The following is a 24,038-nucleotide window of genomic DNA, read 5'->3' as shown; positions in this document are numbered from 1 at the left end:
GAGGAGAACGGCATGGCGCTTCGCGACAAACAGGGCCGTCCGCTCGTTGCCGTCACCGGCATGGGCGTGGTCACCTCCCTCGGCCAGGGCAAGGATGCCACCTGGGCCGCGCTGACGGCGGGAAAGTCCGGCATTCACCGCATCAACCGCTTCCCCACGGACGGCCTGCGCACCACGATCGCGGGCACCATCGACTTCATCGATGTGGAGCCCTTCTGTGCGCCGATGCTCTCCGAGCGTCTCGCGATGCTGGCGGCGGAAGAGGCCATCGGCCAGTCGGGCCTCGCATCGAGTGAATTTCCCGGCGCGCTCTTCATCGCCGTGCCGCCGGTCGAGATGGAATGGCCGCAGCGTGAGGCACTCGCCAAGGCTTCGGGCCAGACCGGTGAGATCACCTACAAGGATCTGCTGAAGGCCGCAGCCACGGGCGAGTTCAAGAAGTGGCACGATCTCTTCATCTTCGGCACGGTTGCCGACCGCGTCGCCGACCGGTTCGGAACGAAGGGCTCGCCGATTTCGCTCTCCACGGCCTGCTCGTCGGGCGCCACCGCCATCCAGCTCGGCGTCGAGGCGATCCGCCGCGGCGAGACGGATGCGGCGCTCTGCATCGGCACCGACGGTTCGGTGAACCCGGAGTCGCTCATCCGCTTCTCGCTGTTGTCGGCTCTCTCGACGCAGAACGAGAATCCGGAAGGCGCGTCGAAGCCCTTCTCCAAGAACCGCGACGGCTTCGTGATGGGCGAGGGCGGTGCCGCCCTCGTGCTGGAGAACGCAGAAGCCGCGATGGCGCGCGGCGCAACGATCCTCGGCTACGTGCTCGGCTGCGGCGAGAAGGGCGATAACTTCCACCGCACGCGCTCGTCGCCCGATGGCTCACCCGCGATTGCGGCCATCAGACAGGCGCTCGACGATGCCGGCGTTGCGCCCGACGAGATCGACTACATCAACGCGCACGGCACCTCGACGCCGGAGAACGACAAGATGGAGGCCATGAGCTGCACCGCCGTGTTCGGCGAGCGCATGGCAAGCCTTCCGATCTCGTCGAACAAGTCGATGATCGGCCACACGCTCACCGCAGCAGGCGCGGTGGAGGCGGTGATGTCGCTGCTCACGATTGCGACGGGCCGCATTCCACCGACGATCAATTATCAGGTGCCCGATCCCGCGATCCCGCTCGATGTGGTGCCGAATGTCGCGCGCGATGGGAACGTGAAATACGTGCTTTCGAACTCGTTCGGCTTCGGCGGCCAGAACACCTGCCTCGTCTTCGGGGCCGAGCCCAAGGGGGCGTAAGACATGACGCGCGTTCTCGTCACCGGTGGCGGCAAAGGTGTTGGAGCTGCCATCGTGCGCTCGCTTGTGGCTGCGGGTCACGACGTCGATTTCACCTATCGCTCGTCGGGCGATGCAGCGAGGGCTCTGGCCGATGAGCTGATGCAGGCGAATCCCGGTCGCACCATCAGGGCGCATGAGGTCGACCTCGCCGACAAGGCGGCGCTCGAATCCTTCTGTGAGATGCTGGAGGGCGAAAGCTTTTTCGCGCTCATCCACAATGCCGGCCAGCCCTATGACGCGCTTGCCGCCATGATGCAGCAGGACAAGGCCGAAGCCGCCATGCAGGTGAACTTCTGGTCGCTGACGCGCATCGCCAAATCCCTCATGCGCGGCATGATCCGTAGCAAGGCGGGCCGCATCGTCGCCATCGGCTCGGTGGCGGCGCTTCAGGGCAATCCGGGCAATGCTGCCTACGCAGCGTCCAAGGGTGCGCTCCTCTCCTATTGCCGCACGCTCTCCGTCGAGACAGCCAAGCGCGGCGTCACCGTCAACGTGATCGCGCCGGGCTTCATCGACACGGACATGATGGCTCCCTACGCGGCCTATCGCGAGACCATGGAAAAGCAGATCCCTGCCGGGCGCTTCGCGAAGCCGGAGGAGATCGCAGGTCTGGCCTCCTTCCTCCTGAGCGAACCTGCCGCCTACATCACCGGCGCGGTGCTGCCCATCGATGGCGGCCTCACGTCGATGCTTGGAGTTCATCGGTAAGGCCCAATGCGGCATCCCAGGGGCTGCGCAGCAGAGCCCGGATCGTTCAATGGGAATGGCCCTTTTCCCTCTCCCTTGCGGCGAGGGAAAAGGGGCGCGGTTCGGGACGGCTGCCTGAATGGCTGGACCTTGCCATTCATCCGCTCGCCCTTTAAGCCGCCGAAACAGTTTCCCGTCATGGTCGGCCTGTCCCGGCCATCCATGTCTGATCCATCCAAAACGTGGATCCCCGGAACACGTCCGGGGATGACGCTGAATAGGAATTACCGCATGCGCTCCCTTCAGCTTTTCGGCGATCGTGACCTTCGCATCACCGAGATCGACGTCCCACCGCAGCCCGCCGCGGGCGAGGTGCAGGTGCGGGTCAAGGCGCTGGCGTTGAACTACCTCGATGTCTGGGGCTTCCGCGGCATGGCCTTTGCCAAGCGCAAGATGCCGCAGGCGGTCGGTGTCGAGGCCTCGGGCGAGATCGCTGCGGTGGGCGAGGGCGTCACCCGGTTCAAGGTTGGCGACCCGGTCACCATGTACGGCGCCGAGACCTGCGGCCATTGCAAGGCCTGCCGGGAGGGTCGCGATAATCTTTGCGAGAACGTCGCCGGCATCATGGGCTTCCATATCGACGGCTTTGCCCGCGAGCTGATCAACCGTCCCGAGCGTCTCGTCATCCCGGTGCCGAAGGGTGTGACCTTCGAGCAGGCGGCTTGCGCCCCGATCGGCTTCGGCACGGTCCAGCACATGCTCTTCGACAACGCCAAGCTCGAGCCCGGCGAGTCGATCCTGATCCATGCAGGTGGTTCGGGCATCGGTACGGCGGCGATCAAGATGGCCAAAGCCATCGGCTGCACGGTCTATACCACGGTCGGCGACGACGAGAAGGGCGAGAAGGCGAAGGCTCTGGGCGCCGATTACGTCATCAATTACCGGAAGGAACGCTTCGAGGGCGAGGTTCGTCAGCTCACCAAGCGCAAGGGCGTCGATGTGGTGTTCGAGCATGTGGGCGCGGAGACCTGGAACGGCTCGCTGCTCTGCCTCAAGCGCGGCGGCCGCCTCGTCACCTGCGGCTCGACCTCGGGCGTGTCCACCACCATGAACCTGATGCAGCTCTTCCAGCAGCAATACCGGATCTTTGGCTCCTTCGGCTGCCGCATCGAGAACATCGCCCAGTCCCTTGACAAGATGGCCAAGGGCATGACCCCGGTCATTGACTCCGTGTTCCCCCTCGACGAGTTCCAGAAGGGCCTGGAGCGGCTGGAAGGCCGCAAGGTCTTTGGCAAGGTCATCGTGACCTTCTGACGCCTGGAACGGAAAGTCCTTCAACCGTAGATCTTGCAACCATAGATCTTGACGAAGCGGGCTCCTCGCGAAAAACACGCGGAGCCTTTTCCTTGCCCTACCGGATTTCCCCATCGTGCAGCAGAGCCACCGCCCCCGCAGCCTTCTTTCGCGTCTCTCCGAGGCGGTGATGGTCGGCATCGTGCGGAGCGTCTTTGCCTTCTCGCGGGCCATCGGCCCCGAACGTTCGGGGGCCATTGGTGCTGCGCTCGCCCGCACTATCGGGCCGCTGTTGAAGGCGCACCGGACGGCTTTGGCCAATATCCGGGCCGCCTATCCGGAAAAAACCGAAGCCGAGGTGAAGGCGCTCGCCCGGGCCGCCTGGGACAATCTTGGCCGTACGGGCGGGGAATATCCGCATCTCGGCAACCTGTTCGATTTCGATCCGGACAGCCCTGTTCCCGGCCGCACGGAAGTGGATGGCATCGAGCACTTCCTGGCGCTTCGTGACGACGGCAAGCCCGGTATTATCTTCTCCTCCCATTTGGCCAATTGGGAGCTGCCCGCGATCTGCGCCGCCCGCTTCGGGCTCGACGCCACGGCGGTGTTCCGTGCGCCCAACGATCCGGCCATTGCCCGGGTGCTGCACGAAATCCGCAGCGAAACCATGGGCAACCTGGAGGCGGCCCGCCAGGGCGCGGCCTTCGCCATGCAGGGGGCGCTGGAGAAGGGCGGGCATCTCGGCATGCTCATCGACCAGCATTTCACCCGGGGTGTGATCGTGAACTTCATGGGCCGTCCGGCCCTGGTGAATCCGATCCTCGGCAAGTTCGCCCGACAGTTCGACTGTCCGGTCCATGGCGTGCGCGTCATCCGCTTGGCCGATCACCGCTTCCGCCTGCAGCTCACGCCTCCGCTCGACCTGCCCCGCGATCCTGACGGGCAGATCAATGTGCAAGGCGCCATGCAGGCCATGACCTCCGTGGTGGAGCAATGGGTGCGCGAATACCCTGAACAATGGCTGTGGATGCACCGCCGCTGGCGGGTTCCGGCCAAAGCCGGGAGTGAAGCTCAAGGTAACGTGAGTTCCCATTGAGCAACCCTTGGTGTTTGATGACAGGCATCATGGCGTCTCGACTGAAACTCTTTCTGGCCGCGACCGGCCTGGCCGCGCTCCTGGAACCCGCTTTTGCGGAGCCGCCCCGGGCGGTTGTGGAATTGTTCACCAGCCAGGGCTGCTCGAACTGCCCGCCGGCCGATGCGCTGCTGGTCGAGTATTCGAGGCAACCTGATATCGTGGCGCTCTCCTTTCCCGTGAACTACTGGGATTATCTCGGCTGGAAGGACACGCTGGCCCACGCCGATTTCACGGCGCGTCAGAAGAATTATGCCCACGCCCGGAGCGACCGTCAGATCTTCACGCCGCAGATGATCGTGAACGGCAAGAAATCGTGCATCGGCTCCGACCAGGTGCAGATCGAGAAAGCGATCCAGATGACCCTGAAGGGCCGCTCAGCTCTTCCGGTCGATGTCACGATCGCTGAGCAGAATGGCATGGTCACCGTGTCGGTTTTGGAGACGGGGGAGACCATGCAGCGCGAAGCGCAAGTGTGGGTGCTGCCGGTGCTGCGTTCGCAGACGGTCCCCATCGAGCGCGGCGAGAACAAAGGCAAGACGGTCACCTATGCCAATGTGGTGCGTGGACTGAAGCGCATCGGCGAATGGCACGGCGGCTCCGCCCGCTTCGAGGTGCCGGTCGAGACCGCCCGCGGTGGCGGAGATGGCTATGTGGTGCTGCTGCAGACTTCGCATGACGACAGGCCCAGCGTGATCCTGGGTGCCGCGAAGAGCGCTGGTCTCTGATTTCTAAAGAATCACGACCTTATTCGGCAGCTCGTCCGTGTCATGCGTCTGAGGCGGCGCATGCTGGGCCAAGATTGCGCCCGCACGCTGCACTGCCTGGATGAGACCGTCGCCGGGCCTGCCCTGACGGATTGCCTCGATCAGCTCCGCGATGATCTCCTGCCAAGCGGCGGGGCCGGCCCGGTCGGCGATGCCGATATCGGCGATGATCTCGGCATAATGCTCGGCTGCCGCCACATAGATCAGCACGCCCGTCCGCCCTTGCGTGCGCGAGAGCCCATGACTCGCGAATTCCCGCAAAGCCGCTTCATGGGCCCGCGCGCGTTTGATGCTGCCCGGGATCAGCGCCAAGTGAATCTGCGGCCAAGCCAGCACGAAATTCAGCACAAAGGCGACGATGAGCTGGATCAGGAAGATCCGCGAGGGCCCGAGGCTCGTGAACCAGATCAGCGGCCAGGGCATGATGAGCGCGACAAAGAGACCTAAAAGGGCCGGGATCGCGCGATAGGCGCTGGCCTGGCGGGCCACCACGACGAAGATCTCGCCCGCGGTGCCTTTTTCCGCCTCGTGAATGACCTGTGAGAGCCTGTGTCGATCGTGTTCCGAAATCATCTACCAGCTCCCCGACGCTCCGCCGCCGCCCGACGAGCCGCCTCCGCCCGAAAAGCCTCCGCCGCCTGAACCGCCCGACCAGCCTCCACCACCGGACCAGCCGCCTCCCGTGGGGATGATCCAGGGGCCGGAACTGCGGCGACGGCGGTAGGCACCCGGCCTGCCGGCCCCGCGGATGGCGCGATAAACCTGAAAGACGATGAAGGCGATGATCAGGAAAGTGATGATCGTATCCATGCTCGAGGTCTGATCCTCGCGCAGCTCGGCCCGACGCTGCCACTGCTCCGCATCGCCTGTGAGGATCGAGAGGATGGCATCGGTGCCGGCCTCGATTCCGCCTGCAAAATTGCCCTTCTGGAATTGCGGGGCAATCGCCGTGGTGATGATCACCTTTGAGAGCGCATCGGTAAGCGCGCCCTCCAGTCCATAGCCGACCTCGATGCGGACCTTCCGCTCGTTGGGCGCGACCAGCAGCAGTATGCCGTTGTTGTTCTTCTTCTGCCCGAGCTGCCAGGTGCGGAAGAGGCGGTTGGCGTAATCCTCGACGCTCGTGCCTTCGAGGGAGCGCACGGTGGCGACGACCACCTGATCGGAGGTCTTGTCCTCATGCGCCTTGAGCTTGGACTCCAATGCCGCCCGCTCCTCCGGCTTCAGGAGATCGGCCGTATCGACCACGCGGCCGGTGAGGGGCGGGAAGGTTTGGGTGAGAGCCGCGAGTGGCCAGAAAACGAAAAAGAGCGCAAGGACGAGCGCGGCGGCGTGATGCAGCCGCACCTGACCGCCGAGGGCGGAGGGAAAGCCGCCTGCGCTCGTCATGTGGTTAGAACTTTACCTGCGGCGGCCGCTCGGAGCCGGCGGTGGCCGTGAAGGTCTCCATGGGCTTGGCGTCGGGATAGATGACCGCTGCGATCCAGCGGCCCGGAATGGTGCGCAGCTCCGTGTTGTAGGCCTGCACGGCCGCAATGTAGTCGCGACGCGCCACCGCGATGCGGTTTTCGGTGCCCTCCAGCTGCGACTGGAGCGCCAGGAAGTTGGCGTTGGATTTCAGCTCCGGATAGCGCTCGACGGTGGCGAGCAGGCGGCCGAGCGCGCCGGAGAGCTGGTTCTGCGCCTCCTGGAACTGGCGGAATTTTTCAGGGTCGGTCACCGTGGAGGCATCGACCTGAACTTGAGTGGCCTTGGCGCGGGCTTCCGTCACCTGGGTCAGCACCTCGCGCTCCTGCTGGGCGAAGCCTTTGACGGTCTCCACCAGGTTCGGAATCAGGTCGGCGCGGCGCTGATACTGGTTCTGCACCTCGCTCCAGGCGGCCTTGGCTTGTTCCTCATAGGTCGGCACGTTGTTGATCCCGCAGGCGGACAGGCCGAAGGCGAGAGTTAATCCGGTCAGGGCGATGCGGATCCGGGTCCACAGGGGCGAAGCCTTCATGTCTGTCCTTCTCGCATTTTCATAAGTTCCACAAACTTGGCCGGTTCAAGACATGGGGCAAGTATGCTGTTTCAACAAGGCGATTTTCTCTGGCCGTAAACAGGCGATTGAGGCATGATCCGGCCGCCCGTGGACGAGGCTTAACCCCTATGACCTTTCTGCCCGATTTGAGCACCCTGCTCGCCTATTCGTTCGCCTGCTTCGTGCTGTTCATCACGCCAGGGCCGGACATGAGCCTGTTCCTGGCAAAAACCATGTCCGGCGGGCGAAAGGCCGGCATGGCCTCCATGCTGGGCGCCATGGCGGGGTGCTGCGTCCACACGCTTCTTGCCGCTCTGGGCCTCTCGGCCCTGCTGGCGGCCTCGGTCACGGCCTTCACAATTCTGAAAGTCGTCGGCGCGCTCTATCTCCTGTGGCTTGCTTTCGATGCCGTGCGCAACGGCTCGGCTTTGTCCGTGAAGGAGGAGAGCCGGGTCGAGGTCTCGTTCTGGAAGACCTTCTTCGTGGGTGTCGGCATCAATCTCACGAACCCGAAGGTGGTTCTGTTCTTCGTGACCTTCCTGCCGCAATTCGTCGATGCGGGAGACCCGCATGCGTCGGACAAGCTCCTGTTCCTCGGCCTCTACTTCATCGCGCTCACCGCCCCCATGGGCGCCATCATGATCCTGGGCGCCGAGAAGGTGATCGCGCTGTTGCGCAACCACCCCAAGGTGATGCGGGGAATCGATTATTCCTTCGCGGGCCTGTTCGGAGCCTTCGCGGTCAAGATCCTGACGGCATCTGCGAGGTAGGCGGTGCCGGAGGAGCGGTCCGCCCTCCCGCATCGCGGCCTGCAATGGCCCAATAGATGAAGCCTGCCACCGCGCCGGTGAGGCCGAGGATCGCGCTGACATGCAATTCTTCGGGGTTCTGAACGCGTGCCGCGCCGCGCAAAATCCATGGCACCGCAGCCGTCAGAATGCCGGTGGCGAGCGCATACCAGAGCAGGCTGCGCATCCTCAGCACCTCGCTGATCACCGCAATCACCAGCGGCGGCAGCACGAGCAGCGTGAACATGATGCGCCCCACGGTGAGCATGGCATCGGCCACGATGGGAGCGGGATCGTCGGATGAGAACACCGCATCCAGGAGGTGCCAGAATCCGACGAACAGCGTCTCCCCCGTGAGCGTCGCCATGAGCGGATCGACCATGGAGGCGATGAAGAAGAACAGGCTGCTCATGCCGATGGCGATGAGGAGTGCGAAGGGGATCAGGAGGAGCCAGCGGATCATTCCGCCTCTATAGCATGGCCGTTCGGAGGTGTCCGCCTGATGGCGATGCGCCAGTAGATCCAGCCGCAGATGGCGCCGGACGCCGCGAAGATCAGCATCAGGTGGACATTGTCTCTGAAGCTGGATGCACTCAGGAACAGGCCGAAGGCCGAGCCAACGACCGAACCGAAGAGGAGAGATGACGCTACCGATCGCAACTTCAGCATATTGAGAATACTGGCAGCGATCAGCGACAGGATCAGCGTGGGAAGACCAGCGTAGAACAGCCCGATGGTGCCTAGGAGGGCGATGTCACCGTAAAAACGTTCTGTGAAGAGCGCGTTTGCACTCCGGTACTCGAAGATGACGATCCGTAGTGCCATCAGAAGGCTGGCAACATAGGGAGCTGCCAGAGTAGCGGCAACAATCCCCTTGAGTTGGCGATCCATGGGCTTCTCCAAGCTGGCATTGGCCAGCTCGGGGCTCTGATATCACATTCCGATCGGAGCGGAACAGTGCTGCGTTTGGATGGGGCTCTCTTCGAGGGAGCCTTACTCCCCATCCCCCAGCGCGTAGACGCCCTCGGCCCCAATGCCTTGCTCGGCCATCATGCGGGCACGGGCGCGCAGCTTCTCGGTCTCGCTCTTGAGCTGGCCGCAGGCGGCCAGGATGTCGCGGCCGCGCGGGGTGCGGACCGGCGAGGCGTAGCCGGCGCGGTAGACGATCTCGGAGAAGCGCTCGATCCGCTCCCAGTCCGAGCACTCGTATTTCGAGCCGGGCCAGGGGTTGAACGGGATCAGGTTGATCTTCGCCGGAATGCCTTTCAGCAGGCGAACGAGCTCGCGCGCATCGGCGTCCGAGTCGTTCACGCCTTTGAGCATCACATATTCGAAGGTGATGCGGCGGGCGTTCGACAGGCCCGGATAGGCGCGGCAGGCATCGAGCAGCTGCTTGATGTCGTATTTGCGGTTGATCGGCACCAGCACGTCGCGCAGGTCGTCGCGCACCGCGTGGAGCGAGATGGCGAGCATGGTGTTGGCTTCCGCACCCAGCCGCTCCATCTGCGGCACGACGCCGGAGGTGGACACCGTGATGCGGCGGCGCGAGAGGCCGAGGCCCTCGTTGTCCGACATGACGCCGATGGCGTCGATCACGTTGTCGATGTTGTAGAGCGGCTCGCCCATGCCCATGAACACGATGTTGGACACGAAGCGTCCGCCATCGGTCGGCACGAAAGCACCCTCCGGCGGCGTGGCGTGGGGCCAGTCGCCGATGGCATCGCGCGCCACGATGAGCTGCGCCACGATCTCGGCGGAGGTCAGGTTGCGCACGAGGCGCTGCGTGCCCGTGTGGCAGAAGGAGCAGGTGAGCGTGCAGCCGACCTGGCTCGACACGCAGAGCGTGCCGCGATCGACTTCCGGAATATACACGCACTCGATCTCCGCGCCCTTGTCGAGCGGGCCGGTGGAGGGCATGCGGATCAGCCATTTGCGGGTGCCGTCCTTCGACACCTGCTCGGAGACGACCGTAGGCCGGGCGAGTGTGTAGGCGGCGGCCAATTTGGCGCGCAGCTCCTTGCCCACATTGGTCATCTCGGAGAAGTCCGTTGCCCCGCGGAAATAGATCCAGTGCCAGAGCTGGGCGACGCGCATCTTCAGCTCGCGCTCGGGCACGCCGATGGCCGCAAGGGAGTCCTTCAGCTGGTCGCGGGTGAGGCCGACGAGCGAGGCTCCGCCGGGGGCGGCTCCCGCCGCCACATGCATCTCGGCCGTCTTTTCAATGGACAAAGCGGTCGACCCGGCCGCGCGTGCGGCATCGCTCACGGCCAGAGGGGCCGCATTGGGGTTACGCTTGGCGATGTCGAGCGCCGTCGCCATGGGAAATCTCGAGCCTCGTTGTTGGGAATTGGCGTGCTCTATAACACGATTGCGCCGAAACCGTGAGCTCCGATAAGCAAAATTCCGGGCGCGAGACCCGGAAGATGCTCATTGGCAGCGTGATTTGCAAGGTATGGCGATTTAAACACCGCATTCCTTGCGGGCATGCTCCAGGGCCTTGCTGAAGCCGTTCAGCGAATAGCGGTCCGTCAGGCTGGAGCCGCGGGCGGACTGCATCTTCACGGTCATCGTCCCGCTGCGGGCCATGGTGGCGATGGCTTGGCCTTCCTCGGCCGGGTTCTTCAGCCACGCATTGGAGGCCTTGGTGATCAGCGCGTAGGACGTGTTGCCGACAGCGGCTTCCGCCGGGCCGTTCTCCTTGGCGGCGAAGCCAAGCACCAGGGCGACCTCGTTCTTCACGTTCTCCGCCGGACGGAAGGACACGAAGAGATAAGCCGGATCCCGGTTCACGCTCTTCGGCAGCCGGTCCTGGGGCTGGCTGAGGGCGTAGCAGATCTTCGAGCGTCCGGCCTGAGCCGTATAGACGCCCCAATCGCCGTAAGACGTCACCAGCGAGGCGCCGCCCGGACCCGTGGCCGCTTGGGCAGGCTTGGCTGCAATCGCCGCGGCGCCAGCACCTGCTGCGGCAGCGGCAGCCGCGGGCTTCGCGGCCGAGGTGGCTTTGCTCGTCGTGGCTGTGGGCTTCACCTTCGATGCCGCAGCCGCCGGCTTGGCAGGAGCCGTCTTTACAGGAGCCGTCTTGGCTGCAGGAGGCTTCTGCGCCGGGCGGGACTGAGCCAGAGCTGCAGGCCCGGTTCCGAGAACGAGAACGGCGGAAAGGATGCCCGCGGCGATGCCGCGCTGGAGAGATGCTGTCGTCATGGGGGCGGACAATAAAGGAGGATGGTTAAGAACTCTTCACCATGCCGTAACCCGCCCTCTGCCCGTTGGCGATGCGTCGAAACGCGGCATTATTCGGCGGGCAAAAATAAGGGGCCGCAAAAGCGGCCCGCCGAGTTGTCCTTGGAAAAGCTGTTCGTTGTTCGAAAAGGAGGAATTGAAATAACTTCTGATGAACAAGTGTTGTATAGAGGAAAGATTATAATGTTGCAATAAGTCAATATTCATCATTTCTGAATAAAATCTTATAAATTTCCGTTGCTCATTCCTGCTCCGGGGTAACTTCCCCTAGCGTCTTCCGTGCCTTAGCCCGATGCTCTTCCGTAATGGAACCTGCGACCTGCGTAATTGCCGCAGCCAGCACGGCGGCGTCATCGGCAAAGCCGATGAGCGGCAGGAGGTCGCTCACCGCATCGAGCGGCAGAACGAAATAGGTGATGGCACCTAGGAGAATCAGCTTCACGCGGCTCGGAGTCTTGGAGTCCGTGGCGCAATAGAACGCGGCCACGAGATCTTCCGCGAAGGGGATCTTGCCCGCAACGCGCTTCAGCTTGTCCCAGAACCGCTGCTTCAGGCTCTCCTCGTCACGGGTGGCCGCGCGCATGGCGTCCATCTCGGCCTTGGTGAAAGGCTTCATGAAGGGCTCGCTCATGCTCCTTATGCTCCTTCGACAGTCTAGGTATCCACCTATCTAAGGATTGCCTACAAGCATCCTCAAGGGAGGAGAAAACCCATGAAGCTCGACAAATTGATGGCCGCTATCGTCACGGGAGGCGCTTCCGGCCTCGGTGAAGCGACGGCGCGCATGCTCGCGGCACAGGGCGTGAAAGTCGCCATCTTTGATATGAACGCGGAGCGCGGCGAGGCGGTTGCCCGCGAAATCGGCGGTCTGTTCTGCCAGGTGGACGTGACGGACGAGGCCTCCATCGACGTGGGACTCGTAAAGGCGCGCGAGAGGAACGGCGTCGAGCGCATTCTCGTGAACTGCGCAGGAATTGCGCCGGGCCGCCGCACGGTCACGAAGAAGCGCGAGACGGGTGAGCTCATCCCGCACGATCTCGCGAGCTTCCGCAAGACGGTGGAGATCAACCTCATCGGCACCTATGCGATGATCTCGAAGTCTGCCGCCGCCATGGCGGCGCTGGAGCCCGTGACGCCGGATGGTGGGCGCGGCGTCATCGTCAACACCTCCTCGGTCGCAGCCCAGGACGGGCAGATCGGGCAAGCGGCCTATTCCGCTTCCAAGGGTGGCGTGCTCGCGCTGACGCTGCCGGTGGCGCGCGATCTGTCGGGATTCGGCATCCGCGTGATGACGATCATGCCGGGCCTCTTCCAAACGCCGCTGTTCGAAGGAATCGCGGAGGATTATCGCAAGGCGCTGGAAGCCAACGTGCCGTTCCCCTCGCGCCTCGGACGGCCCGAGGAATATGCGCAGCTCGTCAAGAGCATCATCGAGAGCGACATGCTCAACGGCGAGGGCATCCGTCTCGACGGCGCGTTGCGCATGCAGCCGAAGTAACCTTATGAGGTTCTCTCACCCCGGTTCTCCGGATAGCTGATCAGATCCGGGGTGCGGAGCCAGGATTCGCGACGCTTGGTCCAGGTCTCATAGGTAGGCGTGAAGACATCCGTCCGATCGAAAGCGCCGAGCTTGATCTCGATCTCGTCGCCGCCATCCCAGTAAAACACCTGCGAGCCGCATCGCGGGCAGAAGCGGTCTCGCGGGCTGCCGGGCGAAGCCTCCCAGCCTCGGCTTTCGCCGGAAATCGTCACCTGATCCGCGGGGAAGACTGCGAAGGCGTTGAAGACGCTGCCGCTCATCTTGCGGCAGGTCATGCAATGGCAGAGGCCCACGCGCTTGGGCGCTCCACGCACCTGAAACGTCAGCTGCCCGCAGGCGCATCCGCCGGTGAGAATGTTCTGCTCCGCCATAGCGTCAGGCCTTCGTCAGTCCGACGGCGAGCTGGTCCATGCGCTGCGCCAGCTCGATATCGCGACGGGTGAGGCCATTGGCATCGTGGGTCGAGAGCGTCACGTCCACCTTGTTATAGACGTTGAACCATTCCGGATGATGGTTCATGGGCTCGGCCACCAGCGCCACGCGGGTCATCCAGCCGAAGGCTGCATTGAAATCGTCGAACACGAAGCGCTTTTCGATGGCGTCGCGGCCCTCCACGAGAGCCCAGCCATCGAGGGCGGAGAGAAGTTCCTGGCGTTCGGCTTCGGTCAAGCGGGGCATGGGCGGCTTCGTTTCTGACAGGATGAGATGACTTAGTGATGAAGCACGCGTGAGATGTTTCAAGCCCTCACGCCATCCCAAGCAGCCGGATGAGCCCCAGGCTGATCGCGATCAGCACGAGAAGCGAGAGCGTCACCGCCAGGGTCACGCGCCCGCCGACCCGGCCGAGGATCTTCAGGTCGACGCCGAGCCCCAAGGCCGCCATGGATATCACCGTGAGCAGGGTCGCTGTCGGCGTGACGATGCCGAGGATCGCATCGGGGATCACGCCGAGCGAGCGAAGCGCCGCCAGTCCAAGGAACCCGATGATGAACCAGGGCACGAAGCGATTCAGGGACAGGCTCTTCGTGGCCGTTTCCCGGCCCATTCTCAGCGACAGCGCAATCACCACAGGTCCCAGCATCAGCACGCGCACGAGCTTGACGAGCGTGCCGATCTGCGCGCTGACCATGCTCACCGGCACGGTCGCGGCGAGCACCTGCGGCACCGCATAGACGGTGAGACCCGCAAGCACACCGTATTGGGTGAGGGAAAGTCCGAGCAGAGGCATCAGCAGAGGCAGGGTGAGCACGACGATCACGCCGAGAATGGCGGTAAACGCGATGGAGGAGGCCACATCCTCAGACTTTGCGCCGATCACGGGGGCCACAGCCGCGATGGCGGAGTTGCCGCAGATCGAGTTGCCGCAAGCGACCAGAACCGCCATGCGCCAGGGCAAGCCCAACAGGCGGCACAGACCGTAGCTCGCGCCGATGGCAAGAGCCACCACCACGGCGATACCCAGGATGAGGCCGGAGCCTGCCTGCAGCACCGCCTGAAAGCTGATGGAGGCGCCCAGCAGCATCACGGCGATCTCAAGCAATGTCCTGGCGGAAAATCCGATGCCCGGAACCCAGCGGGCACCCGGCGTCCAGAGAGTTCTGACCACCGTGCCGATGAGGATCGCGATGACGAGCGCCTCGATCCAGGGCCGGCCGGTCCAGTGCTCCTCGAGCATCTGCAGGCCGATCGCGGCAGCGGAGATGGTTGCGCACAAAGCGATTCCGGGGATGACTTTTGCCAGGCGCGCGCCGTCCATCGGATCGCTCTTGTCCTTCATGTCGTCGATGAAGGGGAGGGCTATCCCTGAGTTCGCCGCGAAGCAAGGTCAAAGTCTGAATGTCGGCTCACGGGGAACGCGGCTTCCTCGATGGTGCGCCAATCCTGCCTGAGCGAGAGCGTCTCGCGGTCGACCACGATGAAGCAGCTGCCCCCCGAATGCCGAGGGCGGCTTTCCTGCCCGATCTCCACCTGCTGCAGATGAGCCATGAGCAGGCAGCCCACGCCGCCATGGGCGACAACGAGAGTATCGCCGGAGCCGTCGTCCTCCGCCGCGATCCGTCTCACGGCATTGACGATGCGCGATTGTGCGTCGATGGCGCGCTCCCAGCCGCGGATGCTCTCGTGCGGGTTGGCGAAGAAGGCATCCACCACCTCCCAGAATTCGGGTGGCGCGATATAGCCTGTCGCCGAGCGGTCGTTCTCACCGACATCCTCATGCGCTTGATAGGGCAGGCCAAAACGCTCCGCCACGATGGCGGCACCGTCCATCGCCTTCTGTTCCGTGCTGGCGTGGATCGAGGAAAGGCGCGTGCCCGAGAGCGCATCCGCAAAGCGACTCATGCGCTTGCGGCCCGTGTCGTTCAAGGGCCAGCGGGGGACGGGCACCTGCGGATCGATGACGACTTCGGGATGAGTGAGAAAAATAAGTGCTGCCATGAACCTTGGCGTAACGGTTCGGAGCTTGGCCGTCGAGCTAGCTTAAGGGGTACGCCGCTTCGATAACGTATGGCCCGCCGCCCACGGACGCCTTCGACGAATAGAGCACGAAGCGGTTCATGGTGAAGGTGAGCTTCTGGAAATGGCCTCGGGTCGCCATGTAATCCGCCACATCGATGGGCGAGGCGTTCTTCAGGCGCGCCAGCGTGACGTGTGGCGTGAACTTGCGGGCTTCGGGGGGCAAGCCAATCTGGCGCATCATGCGTTCCTGCTCGGCCTGCAGATCGGCGAGCTCGCCGTTGTCGGAGGTATGAGCGAACACGGTGCGGGGCTTGGATCCGCCGAAAGTGCCGAGCCTGTCGAAGGTGATGGTGATGGGCTCGCGCCAACGGGAATCACCAAGGATCGAGCACACGTCATCGGCGATGCGCTCGTCCACATCGCCGATGAAACGCAAGGTGATGTGGTAGCTTTCAGGATCGACCCAGCGCGCGCCCGGCAACCCGCCGCGATAGGTGGACAGCGCCAAGCCGATCTCGGCGGGAATCTCGATGCCGGTGAACAGACGTGGCATGCGGCGCCTCCCGAGCTTTGGCTTACGCTTTGAGAAACAGACGATGGACAGCAGGCTTTGTTCCGGTCAGGACTGCTCCGCCGTGATGCCCGCAACAAGTGCGGGCATCCACGCTTCCACCCGTTCAAGACGTGGATGGCCGGGTCTGATCCCCGGATCGAGTCCGGGGACGGCCATGACGGAAGAGGTATTTACGGGCAGGGATTGCAGTGCTCGACGTGGATGGCGTCGATGCGCTTTTCCAGCTCCGGTGTGATCTTGACCTCAATGGAGGCGATGTCCGTCTTCAACTGCGCCATGGAAGTCGCGCCGATGATGTTGGACGTCACGAAGGGGCGGGAATTCACGTAGGCCAGCGCCATCTGCGCCGGATCGAGGCCGAATTCCTTCGCGAGCGCCAGATATTTGCGGATGGCCGCTTCCGCCGTTGCGTTCTCATAGCGCTGGCCACGGTTGAAGAGCGTGGTGCGTGCTCCCGGCGGGCGGGCGCCGTCGAGATACTTGCCCGTCAGATAGCCTTGAGCCAGCGGCGAATAGGCGAGCAGGCTCACGTTCTCGCGTGTGCTGATTTCGGCCAGCGCCACCTCGTAGGTGCGGTTGAGCAGGTTGTAGGCGTTCTGCACCGATTGCGCCCGCGCCAGACCCTTGGCCTCGGCGTGCTTGAGGAAGCTCATGGTGCCCCAGGCGCTCTCGTTGGAGAGGCCGAAATGACGGATCTTTCCGGCCTTCACGAGGTCGGTCATGATCTCGACCGTTTCGCCGATCGGGTGCGAATCGCCTTCCTGGTGCTTGTAGATCGTCGGGTTCGAACCCCAGAGCATGGGGCGGTCGGGCCAGTGGATCTGATAGAGATCGATATAATCGGTCTGGAGCCTTTTCAGGCTCTTGTTCACAGCCTCCTCGATCTGCTTGCGGGAGAGCTCGGCCTTGGAGCCGTCGTCCCGGAACCAGGTGCTGTCGGAACGGCCCACCACCTTGGTGGCGAGAATCACCTTGTCGCGGGTGCCGCGCGACTTGAACCAGGAGCCGATGATCCGCTCCGTGGAGCCTTGCGTCTCAGGCCGCGGGGGAATCGAATAAAGTTCGGCGGTGTCGAAGAAATTGATGCCCTGGTCGAGGGCATAATCCATCTGCTCATGGCCCTCGGCCTCGGTGTTCTGCTGGCCCCAGGTCATGGTTCCCAGACAGATGAGGCTGACATTGAGATCGGTGCGGCCAAGGCGGCGATATTCCATATTCAAGGCTCCTCGCGGCGGATGAGGCCGCCGCGTTTGAGGGAAATCGGAAGCGCTGACGATGATCAGCGCTGGGTCAGGCGGGTGAGAAAGCCTTCGACTGTGGGCAGAATGCGATCGACGATGATCTCCACTCCCTTCACCGTCGGGTGCAGGCCGTCAGGCAGGCTGAGAGACCGCTCACCGGCCACCCCATCGAGGAAGAAGGGATAGAGCACAAGGTCGTACTTCTTCGCAATGTCGGAATAGATGGTGTCGAATTTCTGAACGTAGTCCTGACCCAGATTGCGCGAGGCATACATGCCGGCGAGCATCACGGGGATGTTCTTAGCTTTAAGGCGCTCCACGATGGTCTCGATGGACCTGCGCGTGACGGCCGGATCGAGGCCGCGCAGCATGTCATTGGCGCCAAGCTCCACGATCACCCCGTCCGTGCCGTCCGGGATGGACCAGTCGAGCCGGTCGAGGCCTCCGGAGGAGGTGTCGCCCGAGACACCCGCGTTGGCGATCTCGACCTTGTAGCCCTTGGCTTTGAGGGCTTTCTCCAGCGCCACCGGGAAGGCGGCTTCCTGGGGCAGGCCGTAGCCCGCGGTCAGGCTGTCGCCCAAAGCCACGAGGCGCAGCGTCCCGTCCCGAGCAGGCGCGGTGGAGGGGGCGATCATGGCGGCAAGGGCCGCCGCACACGCAAAAATGATCGTCATGAACGGGCCTGATTGGCGCTTCATTGATAGGCTTCCCATCTATGCCGGACTAAACAACGTCTTCGAACAAGTCTCCAACAGATCGGATGAACGGGCATGAAGGACAAGGCCATCGCGCTTCACGATGTCGATTTGAGCCTCGGGCGCGGGGCCGCGCGGGTGCATATCCTGAAAGGGATTTCCTTGAATGTGAACAAGGGTGAAGCGGTCGGCCTCGTCGGTCCCTCGGGCTCGGGAAAATCCACTCTGCTCATGACCATGGCCGGTCTCGAGCGCCCTGATTCGGGCAAGGTCATCGTCGACGGCACCGATTTATCGGGGCTCGACGAGGACGCGCTCGCCCGTTTTCGAGGCAGGCGAATCGGCATCGTGTTCCAGTCCTTCCACCTCGTGCCTACCATGACGGCGCTTGAGAACGTGGCGCTGCCCCTGGAGCTGGCCGGCGAGGACGAGGCTTTCGAGCGGGCGGAGGCCGAGCTGCAGGCCGTGGGCTTAGGGTCTCGCCTGCACCATTATCCGGCCCAGCTCTCCGGCGGCGAGCAGCAGCGCGTGGCGATTGCCCGTGCCATCGTGCCGAACCCTGCGATCCTCGTGGCGGACGAGCCCACCGGCAATCTCGACGAAAATACGGGCCAGTCCATCGTGGAGCTGCTCTTCGCCTTGAAACGCGACCGCGGCGCGACCCTGGTGCTCGTGACCCACGATCTCAACCTCGCTCGCCTCTGCGACCGCATGGTGCGCCTGCGCTCGGGTCAGGTGGAGGCCGATGCGGCCTCGGCCGTAGCGTAAGGGGAGCGGGCTCATGCACGGCACCCTGACAACGCCGCAGCGGCGCAAGGCACCTTCTTCCTCCCTGCCGCTCCTCCTGCGCCTCGCCTTGCGTGAGCTTCGTGGGGGCCTGAAAGGCTTCGGCATTTTTCTTGCCTGCATTGCGCTCGGCGTTGCGGCGATTGCGAGCGTCTCCTCCCTCTCGCGCTCGCTGACGGAAGGCATCTCTCGCGAGGGCCGCCGGATTCTCGGCGGCGACATGGCGTTTTCCCTCATCCAGCGCGAGGCGAGCGGGCCTGAGCGGGCCTTTCTCGACTCCAAGGGACAGGTGAATGTCATCGCCTCCATGCGCGCCATGGCGGTTGCTGGCGAGAAGGGCTCCGGCCTCGTGGAGATGAAGGCGGTGGATGCGGGCTATCCCACGGTCGGCACGCTCGAGACCGATCCTCAAGCCTCGCCCGCCGATCTCTTCGCTGAGCGGAATGGCGCTTTCGGTGCCGTCGTCGATCCGGCGCTTCTCGCACGGCTCGACTTGAGGGTCGGCGACCGGGTGACCGTCGGCAGTGCCAATGTGGAGCTGCGCGCGCGTCTCGTGAAAGAGCCCGACCAGATCGCCGATGGCATCGGCTTCGGCCCGCGCCTGCTGATCTCGCAGGAGGCCCTGAAGGCCACGGGCCTCATCCAGCCCGGCAGTCTCGTGCGCTGGACCTACCGGCTCACCGTGCCGCAGGCCTCGAATACCGAAGAGGGACTGACACAGATCGAGGCGGAGACAAACCGCGTTCTGCCAGAGGCGGGGTGGCGAATCCGCAACCGCCTGAATGCCGATCCGCGCTTTGCCAAGAATATCGAGCGCTTCACGCAGTTCTTGACGCTCGTCGGCCTCACGGCGCTGCTCGTCGGCGGCGTCGGCGTCGCCAATGCGGTGCGCGGTTTCGTGGACCGCAAGCGCGCTTCCATCGCGACGCTGAAAAGCCTCGGCGCGCCGGGCGGGCAGGTGGTGATGCTCTATCTCACGCAGGTGATGCTGATCGCAGCGCTCGGTATCGTGATCGGTCTGGCCATCGGCGCGGCCTTGCCATTCATCATCACGGCTCTCTTCGGTCATCTGCTGCCGATTCCGATCGAGCCGGTCATCGCCCTGCCTGAACTCGGAATCGCGCTTCTCTACGGTGTGCTCACCGCACTCGTCTTCGCCATCGCACCGCTCGGTCGCGCCCATGACGTGCCGGTGTCCGGCCTGTTTCGCGACCAGATCGATCCCGAGCGGCGCTGGCCGCGCAAGCGGTATCTCGCGGCGCTCGGCGTTTCCGTCATAGCCCTCGTCGCTCTTGCGGTGGTCGCGGCCTATGACCGGCGCATCGCATTGATGTTCGTGGCGGCAGCGGCAGGCTCCTTCCTGTTGCTGCGCATCGTGGCGCTTGGGCTGATGGCGCTCGCCCGCCGTCTCCCGCGCCCCCGTCGCACGGCTCCGCGTCTGGCGCTTGCCAACATCCACCGTCCCGGTGCGCTCACGCCATCCCTCGTGCTGTCGCTCGGGCTCGGTATCACGCTTCTTGTGACGCTCTCGCTCATCGACACCAACCTGACGAGGCAGCTGACCCAGAGCCTACCGCAACGCGCGCCGAGCTTCTTCTTCCTCGACATCCCGAACCAGCAGGCGGATGCGTTCGAAGGATTCCTGAAGCAGCAGGCGGGAGACGCGCAGATCGAGCGCGTGCCCATGATGCGCGGGCGCCTTGTGACGCTCGGCGGGCGGCCCGTGTCCGAGGTCAAGGCTCCCGAGGATATTTCCTGGGTGCTGGAGGGCGATCGCGGCATCACCTATTCCAGGACGCCGCCCGAGGGCTCGAACCTGGTGCAGGGCGCATGGTGGCCCGAAGACTACCGCGGCAAGCCGCTCGTCTCCTTCGACCGCAAGATCGCGGAGGGATTGGGCCTCAAGATCGGCGACGAGATCACCGTTAACGTGCTCGGCCGCAACATCACGGCCACCATCGCGAACCTGCGCGAGGTGGAATGGCGTTCGCTCGGCATCAACTTCGTCATGGTGTTCTCGCCCAACACCTTTGCCGGGGCGCCGCATACGCATCTCGCCACCGTCACCTTCCCGAACGGGTCGGACGCCACGACCGATGCCAAGATCCTGCGGAGTTCCGCTCAGGCCTTTCCCATGGTCACGAGCGTGCGCGTGAAGGATGCGCTCGAAGCCGTGAACGACGTGGTCTCGCAGCTCGTCATGGCCATTCGCGGCGCGAGCTCGATTGCGCTGATCGCGAGCATTCTGGTTCTCGCGGGTGCGCTCGCGGCCGGTCATCGGGCACGTCTCTACGATGCAGTCGTGCTGAAGACCCTGGGCGCCACCCGTGCCCGGCTGCTCTCGGCCTATGCCCTCGAATATGGGCTGCTGGGCTTGGCTACGGCCGTGTTCGGGCTCCTGGCGGGCGGGATCGCATCCTATTTCATCGTGACCCGCCTCATGAACCTTAGCTTTAGCTTAGATCTGTCGGGTGCACTTGTGGCTTCCGCCCTGGCCGTTCTGGTGACGGTTGCGCTAGGATTGATGGGCACGTGGCGGATCTTGAGTCAAAAGCCGGCGCAATACTTAAGAAACCTTTGAGATCAGAGGCTTCAAATCCGCGTTATAAAAGAACAGGCCTGGGCTTATGAGGAGCAGCACCTACTCTGCTCTTCAAACTTCTTTTTCACAAAGGTTTGAAGCTTGGCGCTGCCTCTTGCGGAACCAGGGTTGTCCCCTCATATTTTCTCTGTCGCCGGGAATCGCGGCGGCCGAGGGCTGACTCCCCAGCCTTTCGAGGGAACATCAACGGGACACCGTGAGAAAGGGCTCCGATGCAACCGTATGAGCAAAACCAAACCGCCTATGGCACCGGCTTTGCCCGGACGGCGGCACAGGTCGACCAGGGCCTGCGCGCCTTCATGCTCGGCGTCTACAACAACATGATCCTGGGTCTGGCCATCTCGGCTCTCGTCGCGCTAGGCGTGAACATGCTGGCTGTGACCACGGACGGCGCTGGCCGCATTGCGCTCACCGAGTTCGGACGCGTTCTGTATGGCACGCCTCTGATGTGGGTTGTGGCGCTGGCGCCGCTGGCCTTCATTTTCTTCTTCTCGTTCCGCATGGACCGCATGTCGGCTGCTGCGGCACGTGGCACTTTCTTCGCTTTCGCTGCGGTGATGGGTGCTTCGCTCTCGACACTTCTGCTCCGCTACACGGGCGCGAGCGTCGTGCAGGTGTTCTTCATCACGGCGGCGTCCTTCGGCGCATTGTCGCTGTGGGGCTACACTACCCGCCGCAGCCTGTCGGGCATGGGCTCGTTCCTGATCATGGGTCTGTTCGGCCTGATCATCGCCTCGATCGTGAACATCTTCGTTGCGTCGAGCGCGCTGCAGTTCGGCATTTCCGTGATCGGCGTTCTGATCTTCGCGGGCCTCACCGCCTACGACACGCAGAAGCTGAAGGAGATGTACCTGTACGGCAACTATGACACCGAGGCGGCCGCCAAGGTGTCGGTCTATGGTGCCCTGCAGCTGTACCTGGACTTCATCAACATGTTCCAGTTCCTCCTCTCGCTGCTGGGCAATCGCAACGAGTAAGAGCGAGCGGTCGCATGATCTTAAAGCCCCGGCCTCAAAGCCGGGGCTTTTTGTTGATGGATTGCGTACGGCAAGGCTTCATCTTACCAATGGCGCATGAGCCTCCTCGTCCGCCCCTCGACTGAAACCGATATCCCCGCCATTGCCGCCATCTATGCTCATGCAGTGCTGCACGGCACGGCCTCGTTCGAGCTTGAGCCGCCCAGCGAAGAGGAAATGGCCAGCCGCCGCGCGGCCGTTCTCGTGGGCGGCTATCCCTATCTCGTGGCGGAGCGCGATGGCGAGATCCTCGGCTATGCCTATGCAGGCGCTTACCGCACCAGGCCTGCCTATCGCTCCACGGTGGAGGATTCCATCTACATCGCGCCGTCCGCTCAAGGGCAGGGTGTCGGGCATGCGCTGCTCACCGAACTGATCAGGGAATGCGAGGCGCGGGACTTCAGGCTCATGGTGGCCGTGATCGGCGATGAGGAATCGAAGGGTTCCATCGGCCTGCACAGGAGCCTCGGCTTCGAGCTTGCCGGGATCATCAGGGGCATCGGCCACAAGCATGGACGCTGGCTTTCCACCGTGCTCATGCAGCGCCCCCTCGGGCGTGGCATGAGCGAGCCGCCCACCCGGCCTATCAAGTAGTGTCCCATCATGGCCGCTGATTTCCTGACCCGGCCGCGGGGCGGTCGTCTTTGGAACAATCCGGACTTTCTGCGCCTCTGGGCGGCCCAGAGCCTGTCCGCAATCGGCACCCGTTTCACGCGCGAGGGCCTGCCCATCATCGCGGCCCTGTCGCTTGGCGCCACGGCAATGGATCTCGGCCTGCTCATCGCGCTCAGCGCCTTGCCGGGCGTGCTGTTGAGCCCCTTCGTCGGGGCTTGGATCGACCGCACCCGCCGTCGGCGCGTGCTCATCATGGCCGATCTCGTTCGTGCCACTGCATTGGCGAGCCTGCCGATGGCGGCTTGGTATCACACCATCACCATCGGTCAGGTGATGGGTGTCGCCACGATCGTCGCGCTGTTCTCCATGATCTTCCAGACGGCGGACAACGCCTATCTGCCGAGCGTCATCGAGCAGGATCAGTTGTTGGAAGGCAATGCGAAACTCGCCACCACCGACGCGGTCGCCGAAGTCGTCGGCCCTGCCGCCGCAGGCGTTGCGATCCAGCTTTTCACCGCGCCTTTCGCCGTTCTCTTCGATGCCCTGTCTTACCTGTGGTCGGCAGCGTTGCTCGCTTCCATTCGGCGGCCCGAAAAGCCCATCGAAACGGGCGAGCATGCGCCCAATCTCTGGCGCGAGATGGCCGAGGGGCTGCGCTTTGTCTTCAGTCACCCCGTGTTGAGGCCACTGACCCTGTGCTTCTCGACGCTCATGTTCTTCCTGTCCTTCTTCGCGCCGCTCTATGTGCTCTATGCCGTGCGCGACCTCGGCATTCCTCCAGGCATCCTGGGCTTCGTCATTGCTCTTGGCGGATTCAGCGCCATCATTGGTGCGCGCTTGGCGGCATGGGCCGGCGAACGCGTCTCGTCCCGCAAGCTGCTGATCGGCGTGCTTCTCGCCTATGGAATTGTCACGAGCTTCATTCCGCTGGCTCAGGGGCCCCTATGGTTGGCGGTGGGGCTGCTGTGTTTGGGACAACTCTGCGGTGACGGGCTTTACGTGGTCTTCCACACCAATGCAGCCGCTTTGCGCCAGACGATGACGCCCGATGCCTTGCGCGGGCGAGAAGGTGGCGTCGTGCATCTCTTAAGTTCCGGGCTCGGTCTCATTGCAGCGCTGCTTGCGGGATCAATGGCCGATCTCGTCGGCATCCGGCCGATTCTCTGGATCGGGGCCTTTGGCGTTTTCGCTTCGAGCCTATGGCTTCTTGCAATACCTCGAAACGTGACGACTTAGAGCAGCGCATC

The 24,038-nt window shown here is 63.7% G+C and carries 27 protein-coding genes; 12 read left to right on the top strand and 15 right to left on the bottom strand.

The annotated features are described in order from the left end of the window. Positions 1–12: 12 nt before the first annotated feature. The 5 genes from AA309_RS16990 (at position 13) to AA309_RS16970 (ending at position 5,178) form a co-directional block, all read left to right on the top strand. Positions 13–1,293, top strand: a complete 1,281-nt coding sequence (locus AA309_RS16990) for a beta-ketoacyl-ACP synthase (RefSeq protein ID WP_047190187.1) — start codon at positions 13–15, stop codon at positions 1,291–1,293. A gap of 3 nt (positions 1,294–1,296) precedes the next feature. After that, on the top strand, positions 1,297–2,043 hold the full coding sequence (locus AA309_RS16985) for an SDR family NAD(P)-dependent oxidoreductase (RefSeq protein WP_047190186.1): 747 nt from the start codon (positions 1,297–1,299) through the stop codon (positions 2,041–2,043). 270 nt (positions 2,044–2,313) lie between these two features. Next, on the top strand, positions 2,314–3,336 hold the full coding sequence (locus AA309_RS16980; protein ID WP_047190185.1) for a zinc-binding dehydrogenase: 1,023 nt from the start codon (positions 2,314–2,316) through the stop codon (positions 3,334–3,336). A gap of 115 nt (positions 3,337–3,451) precedes the next feature. Continuing rightward, on the top strand, positions 3,452–4,411 hold the full coding sequence (locus AA309_RS16975; RefSeq protein WP_280136911.1) for a lipid A biosynthesis lauroyl acyltransferase: 960 nt from the start codon (positions 3,452–3,454) through the stop codon (positions 4,409–4,411). A 29-nt stretch (positions 4,412–4,440) separates the two neighbouring features. Further along, entirely contained in the window at positions 4,441–5,178 is a 738-nt protein-coding gene (locus AA309_RS16970; protein WP_047190264.1) for a DUF1223 domain-containing protein, read from the top strand. Between the two features lie 3 nt (positions 5,179–5,181). On the opposite strand, the gene AA309_RS16965 is transcribed toward AA309_RS16970, so the two are convergent. From AA309_RS16965 to AA309_RS16955, 3 genes are read right to left on the bottom strand one after another with little or no spacing between them, the layout of a single operon-like run. Further along, positions 5,182–5,790, bottom strand: coding sequence for a TPM domain-containing protein (locus tag AA309_RS16965; protein ID WP_047190184.1), 609 nt, complete (start codon positions 5,788–5,790; stop codon positions 5,182–5,184). After that, a complete protein-coding gene (locus AA309_RS16960; protein ID WP_047190183.1) occupies positions 5,791–6,606 on the bottom strand; it encodes a TPM domain-containing protein in 816 nt (271 codons plus the stop codon). It lies immediately after the preceding gene. Between the two features lie 4 nt (positions 6,607–6,610). Continuing rightward, positions 6,611–7,216 (bottom strand): LemA family protein, encoded by a 606-nt coding sequence (locus tag AA309_RS16955; RefSeq protein WP_047190182.1) that lies wholly within the window; start codon positions 7,214–7,216, stop codon positions 6,611–6,613. 149 nt (positions 7,217–7,365) lie between these two features. Between AA309_RS16955 and AA309_RS16950 the strand changes: the two genes are divergently transcribed. Further along, positions 7,366–8,007, top strand: a complete 642-nt coding sequence (locus AA309_RS16950; RefSeq protein ID WP_047190181.1) for a LysE family translocator — start codon at positions 7,366–7,368, stop codon at positions 8,005–8,007. Here AA309_RS16950 and AA309_RS16945 read toward each other — a convergent pair. The 5 genes from AA309_RS16945 to AA309_RS16925 all read right to left on the bottom strand — a co-directional run bounded on the left by AA309_RS16945 (position 7,979) and on the right by AA309_RS16925 (position 11,857). Then, positions 7,979–8,488 (bottom strand): hypothetical protein, encoded by a 510-nt coding sequence (locus tag AA309_RS16945; RefSeq protein WP_047190180.1) that lies wholly within the window; start codon positions 8,486–8,488, stop codon positions 7,979–7,981. The two genes, AA309_RS16950 and AA309_RS16945, sit on opposite strands and share 29 nt — an antisense overlap. Beyond that, entirely contained in the window at positions 8,485–8,916 is a 432-nt protein-coding gene (locus tag AA309_RS16940; RefSeq protein WP_047190179.1) for a hypothetical protein, read from the bottom strand. Before AA309_RS16940 ends, AA309_RS16945 begins: the two co-directional genes overlap by 4 nt. Positions 8,917–9,018: 102 nt before the next feature. After that, positions 9,019–10,344 carry a dual-specificity RNA methyltransferase RlmN gene (gene rlmN / locus AA309_RS16935; protein ID WP_200902001.1) on the bottom strand — a complete coding sequence of 442 codons (1,326 nt, stop codon included), beginning with the start codon at positions 10,342–10,344 and terminating at the stop codon, positions 9,019–9,021. 141 nt (positions 10,345–10,485) lie between these two features. Next, positions 10,486–11,226, bottom strand: a complete 741-nt coding sequence (locus tag AA309_RS36555; protein WP_244470387.1) for a hypothetical protein — start codon at positions 11,224–11,226, stop codon at positions 10,486–10,488. Positions 11,227–11,506: 280 nt separating this feature from the next. Next, positions 11,507–11,857, bottom strand: coding sequence for a YkvA family protein (locus AA309_RS16925; RefSeq protein ID WP_425286889.1), 351 nt, complete (start codon positions 11,855–11,857; stop codon positions 11,507–11,509). A 120-nt stretch (positions 11,858–11,977) separates the two neighbouring features. Between AA309_RS16925 and AA309_RS16920 the strand changes: the two genes are divergently transcribed. Continuing rightward, on the top strand, positions 11,978–12,763 hold the full coding sequence (locus tag AA309_RS16920; protein WP_047190178.1) for an SDR family NAD(P)-dependent oxidoreductase: 786 nt from the start codon (positions 11,978–11,980) through the stop codon (positions 12,761–12,763). A gap of 2 nt (positions 12,764–12,765) precedes the next feature. On the opposite strand, the gene AA309_RS16915 is transcribed toward AA309_RS16920, so the two are convergent. The 7 genes from AA309_RS16915 to AA309_RS16885 form a co-directional block, all read right to left on the bottom strand. Next, positions 12,766–13,176, bottom strand: coding sequence for a GFA family protein (locus AA309_RS16915; protein ID WP_047190177.1), 411 nt, complete (start codon positions 13,174–13,176; stop codon positions 12,766–12,768). A gap of 4 nt (positions 13,177–13,180) precedes the next feature. Continuing rightward, positions 13,181–13,504: a 4a-hydroxytetrahydrobiopterin dehydratase gene (locus AA309_RS16910; protein WP_280136913.1), complete on the bottom strand. Its 324-nt coding sequence runs from the start codon at positions 13,502–13,504 to the stop codon at positions 13,181–13,183. 46 nt (positions 13,505–13,550) lie between these two features. After that, entirely contained in the window at positions 13,551–14,561 is a 1,011-nt protein-coding gene (locus AA309_RS16905) for a YeiH family protein (protein ID WP_047190260.1), read from the bottom strand. Between the two features lie 41 nt (positions 14,562–14,602). Further along, positions 14,603–15,241 (bottom strand): histidine phosphatase family protein, encoded by a 639-nt coding sequence (locus AA309_RS16900; protein ID WP_052954781.1) that lies wholly within the window; start codon positions 15,239–15,241, stop codon positions 14,603–14,605. Positions 15,242–15,278: 37 nt separating this feature from the next. Next, positions 15,279–15,815 carry an RNA 2',3'-cyclic phosphodiesterase gene (gene thpR / locus AA309_RS16895; protein WP_047190175.1) on the bottom strand — a complete coding sequence of 179 codons (537 nt, stop codon included), beginning with the start codon at positions 15,813–15,815 and terminating at the stop codon, positions 15,279–15,281. Between the two features lie 191 nt (positions 15,816–16,006). Then, positions 16,007–17,050, bottom strand: a complete 1,044-nt coding sequence (locus tag AA309_RS16890; RefSeq protein ID WP_047190174.1) for an aldo/keto reductase — start codon at positions 17,048–17,050, stop codon at positions 16,007–16,009. Positions 17,051–17,115: 65 nt separating this feature from the next. Next, positions 17,116–17,775: an arylesterase gene (locus AA309_RS16885; protein WP_047190173.1), complete on the bottom strand. Its 660-nt coding sequence runs from the start codon at positions 17,773–17,775 to the stop codon at positions 17,116–17,118. Positions 17,776–17,847: 72 nt separating this feature from the next. Here AA309_RS16885 and AA309_RS16880 point away from each other — a divergent pair, with 72 nt between their 5' ends. The 5 genes from AA309_RS16880 to AA309_RS16860 all read left to right on the top strand — a co-directional run bounded on the left by AA309_RS16880 (position 17,848) and on the right by AA309_RS16860 (position 24,027). Then, the gene (locus AA309_RS16880) at positions 17,848–18,540 is read left to right on the top strand and encodes an ABC transporter ATP-binding protein (protein WP_047190172.1); all 693 of its coding nucleotides are present in this window, start codon (positions 17,848–17,850) and stop codon (positions 18,538–18,540) included. 13 nt (positions 18,541–18,553) lie between these two features. After that, a complete protein-coding gene (locus tag AA309_RS16875) occupies positions 18,554–21,139 on the top strand; it encodes an ABC transporter permease (RefSeq protein ID WP_047190171.1) in 2,586 nt (861 codons plus the stop codon). 233 nt (positions 21,140–21,372) lie between these two features. Continuing rightward, positions 21,373–22,137 carry a Bax inhibitor-1/YccA family protein gene (locus AA309_RS16870; protein ID WP_047190170.1) on the top strand — a complete coding sequence of 255 codons (765 nt, stop codon included), beginning with the start codon at positions 21,373–21,375 and terminating at the stop codon, positions 22,135–22,137. A gap of 96 nt (positions 22,138–22,233) precedes the next feature. Then, positions 22,234–22,770: a GNAT family N-acetyltransferase gene (locus AA309_RS16865; protein WP_047190169.1), complete on the top strand. Its 537-nt coding sequence runs from the start codon at positions 22,234–22,236 to the stop codon at positions 22,768–22,770. Positions 22,771–22,779: 9 nt separating this feature from the next. Beyond that, entirely contained in the window at positions 22,780–24,027 is a 1,248-nt protein-coding gene (locus AA309_RS16860; protein ID WP_052954780.1) for an MFS transporter, read from the top strand. Positions 24,028–24,038: the final 11 nt, after the last annotated feature.

This window comes from Microvirga vignae, assembly GCF_001017175.1.
Lineage (GTDB): Bacteria > Pseudomonadota > Alphaproteobacteria > Rhizobiales > Beijerinckiaceae > Microvirga > Microvirga vignae.
This window is presented reverse-complemented; position numbering and strand designations above follow the sequence as displayed.

Bases quoted from the DNA above. Each gene is read 5' to 3' on its own strand.
- AA309_RS16870 (WP_047190170.1), top strand. From the start codon at position 21,373: ATGCAACCGTATGAGCAAAACCAAACCGCCTATGGCACCGGCTTTGCC.
- rlmN (WP_200902001.1), bottom strand. From the start codon at position 10,344: ATGGCGACGGCGCTCGACATCGCCAAGCGTAACCCCAATGCGGCCCCT.
- AA309_RS16925 (WP_425286889.1), bottom strand. From the start codon at position 11,857: ATGGACGCCATGCGCGCGGCCACCCGTGACGAGGAGAGCCTGAAGCAG.
- AA309_RS16965 (WP_047190184.1), bottom strand. From the start codon at position 5,790: ATGATTTCGGAACACGATCGACACAGGCTCTCACAGGTCATTCACGAG.
- AA309_RS16940 (WP_047190179.1), bottom strand. From the start codon at position 8,916: ATGGATCGCCAACTCAAGGGGATTGTTGCCGCTACTCTGGCAGCTCCC.
- AA309_RS16945 (WP_047190180.1), bottom strand. From the start codon at position 8,488: ATGATCCGCTGGCTCCTCCTGATCCCCTTCGCACTCCTCATCGCCATC.
- AA309_RS16985 (WP_047190186.1), top strand. From the start codon at position 1,297: ATGACGCGCGTTCTCGTCACCGGTGGCGGCAAAGGTGTTGGAGCTGCC.
- AA309_RS16920 (WP_047190178.1), top strand. From the start codon at position 11,978: ATGAAGCTCGACAAATTGATGGCCGCTATCGTCACGGGAGGCGCTTCC.
- AA309_RS16890 (WP_047190174.1), bottom strand. From the start codon at position 17,050: ATGGAATATCGCCGCCTTGGCCGCACCGATCTCAATGTCAGCCTCATC.
- thpR (WP_047190175.1), bottom strand. From the start codon at position 15,815: ATGCCACGTCTGTTCACCGGCATCGAGATTCCCGCCGAGATCGGCTTG.
- AA309_RS16880 (WP_047190172.1), top strand. From the start codon at position 17,848: ATGAAGGACAAGGCCATCGCGCTTCACGATGTCGATTTGAGCCTCGGG.
- AA309_RS16865 (WP_047190169.1), top strand. From the start codon at position 22,234: ATGAGCCTCCTCGTCCGCCCCTCGACTGAAACCGATATCCCCGCCATT.
- AA309_RS16860 (WP_052954780.1), top strand. From the start codon at position 22,780: ATGGCCGCTGATTTCCTGACCCGGCCGCGGGGCGGTCGTCTTTGGAAC.
- AA309_RS16905 (WP_047190260.1), bottom strand. From the start codon at position 14,561: ATGGACGGCGCGCGCCTGGCAAAAGTCATCCCCGGAATCGCTTTGTGC.
- AA309_RS16900 (WP_052954781.1), bottom strand. From the start codon at position 15,241: ATGGCAGCACTTATTTTTCTCACTCATCCCGAAGTCGTCATCGATCCG.
- AA309_RS16950 (WP_047190181.1), top strand. From the start codon at position 7,366: ATGACCTTTCTGCCCGATTTGAGCACCCTGCTCGCCTATTCGTTCGCC.
- AA309_RS36555 (WP_244470387.1), bottom strand. From the start codon at position 11,226: ATGACGACAGCATCTCTCCAGCGCGGCATCGCCGCGGGCATCCTTTCC.
- AA309_RS16885 (WP_047190173.1), bottom strand. From the start codon at position 17,775: ATGAAGCGCCAATCAGGCCCGTTCATGACGATCATTTTTGCGTGTGCG.
- AA309_RS16990 (WP_047190187.1), top strand. From the start codon at position 13: ATGGCGCTTCGCGACAAACAGGGCCGTCCGCTCGTTGCCGTCACCGGC.
- AA309_RS16960 (WP_047190183.1), bottom strand. From the start codon at position 6,606: ATGACGAGCGCAGGCGGCTTTCCCTCCGCCCTCGGCGGTCAGGTGCGG.
- AA309_RS16955 (WP_047190182.1), bottom strand. From the start codon at position 7,216: ATGAAGGCTTCGCCCCTGTGGACCCGGATCCGCATCGCCCTGACCGGA.
- AA309_RS16980 (WP_047190185.1), top strand. From the start codon at position 2,314: ATGCGCTCCCTTCAGCTTTTCGGCGATCGTGACCTTCGCATCACCGAG.
- AA309_RS16915 (WP_047190177.1), bottom strand. From the start codon at position 13,176: ATGGCGGAGCAGAACATTCTCACCGGCGGATGCGCCTGCGGGCAGCTG.
- AA309_RS16970 (WP_047190264.1), top strand. From the start codon at position 4,441: ATGGCGTCTCGACTGAAACTCTTTCTGGCCGCGACCGGCCTGGCCGCG.
- AA309_RS16875 (WP_047190171.1), top strand. From the start codon at position 18,554: ATGCACGGCACCCTGACAACGCCGCAGCGGCGCAAGGCACCTTCTTCC.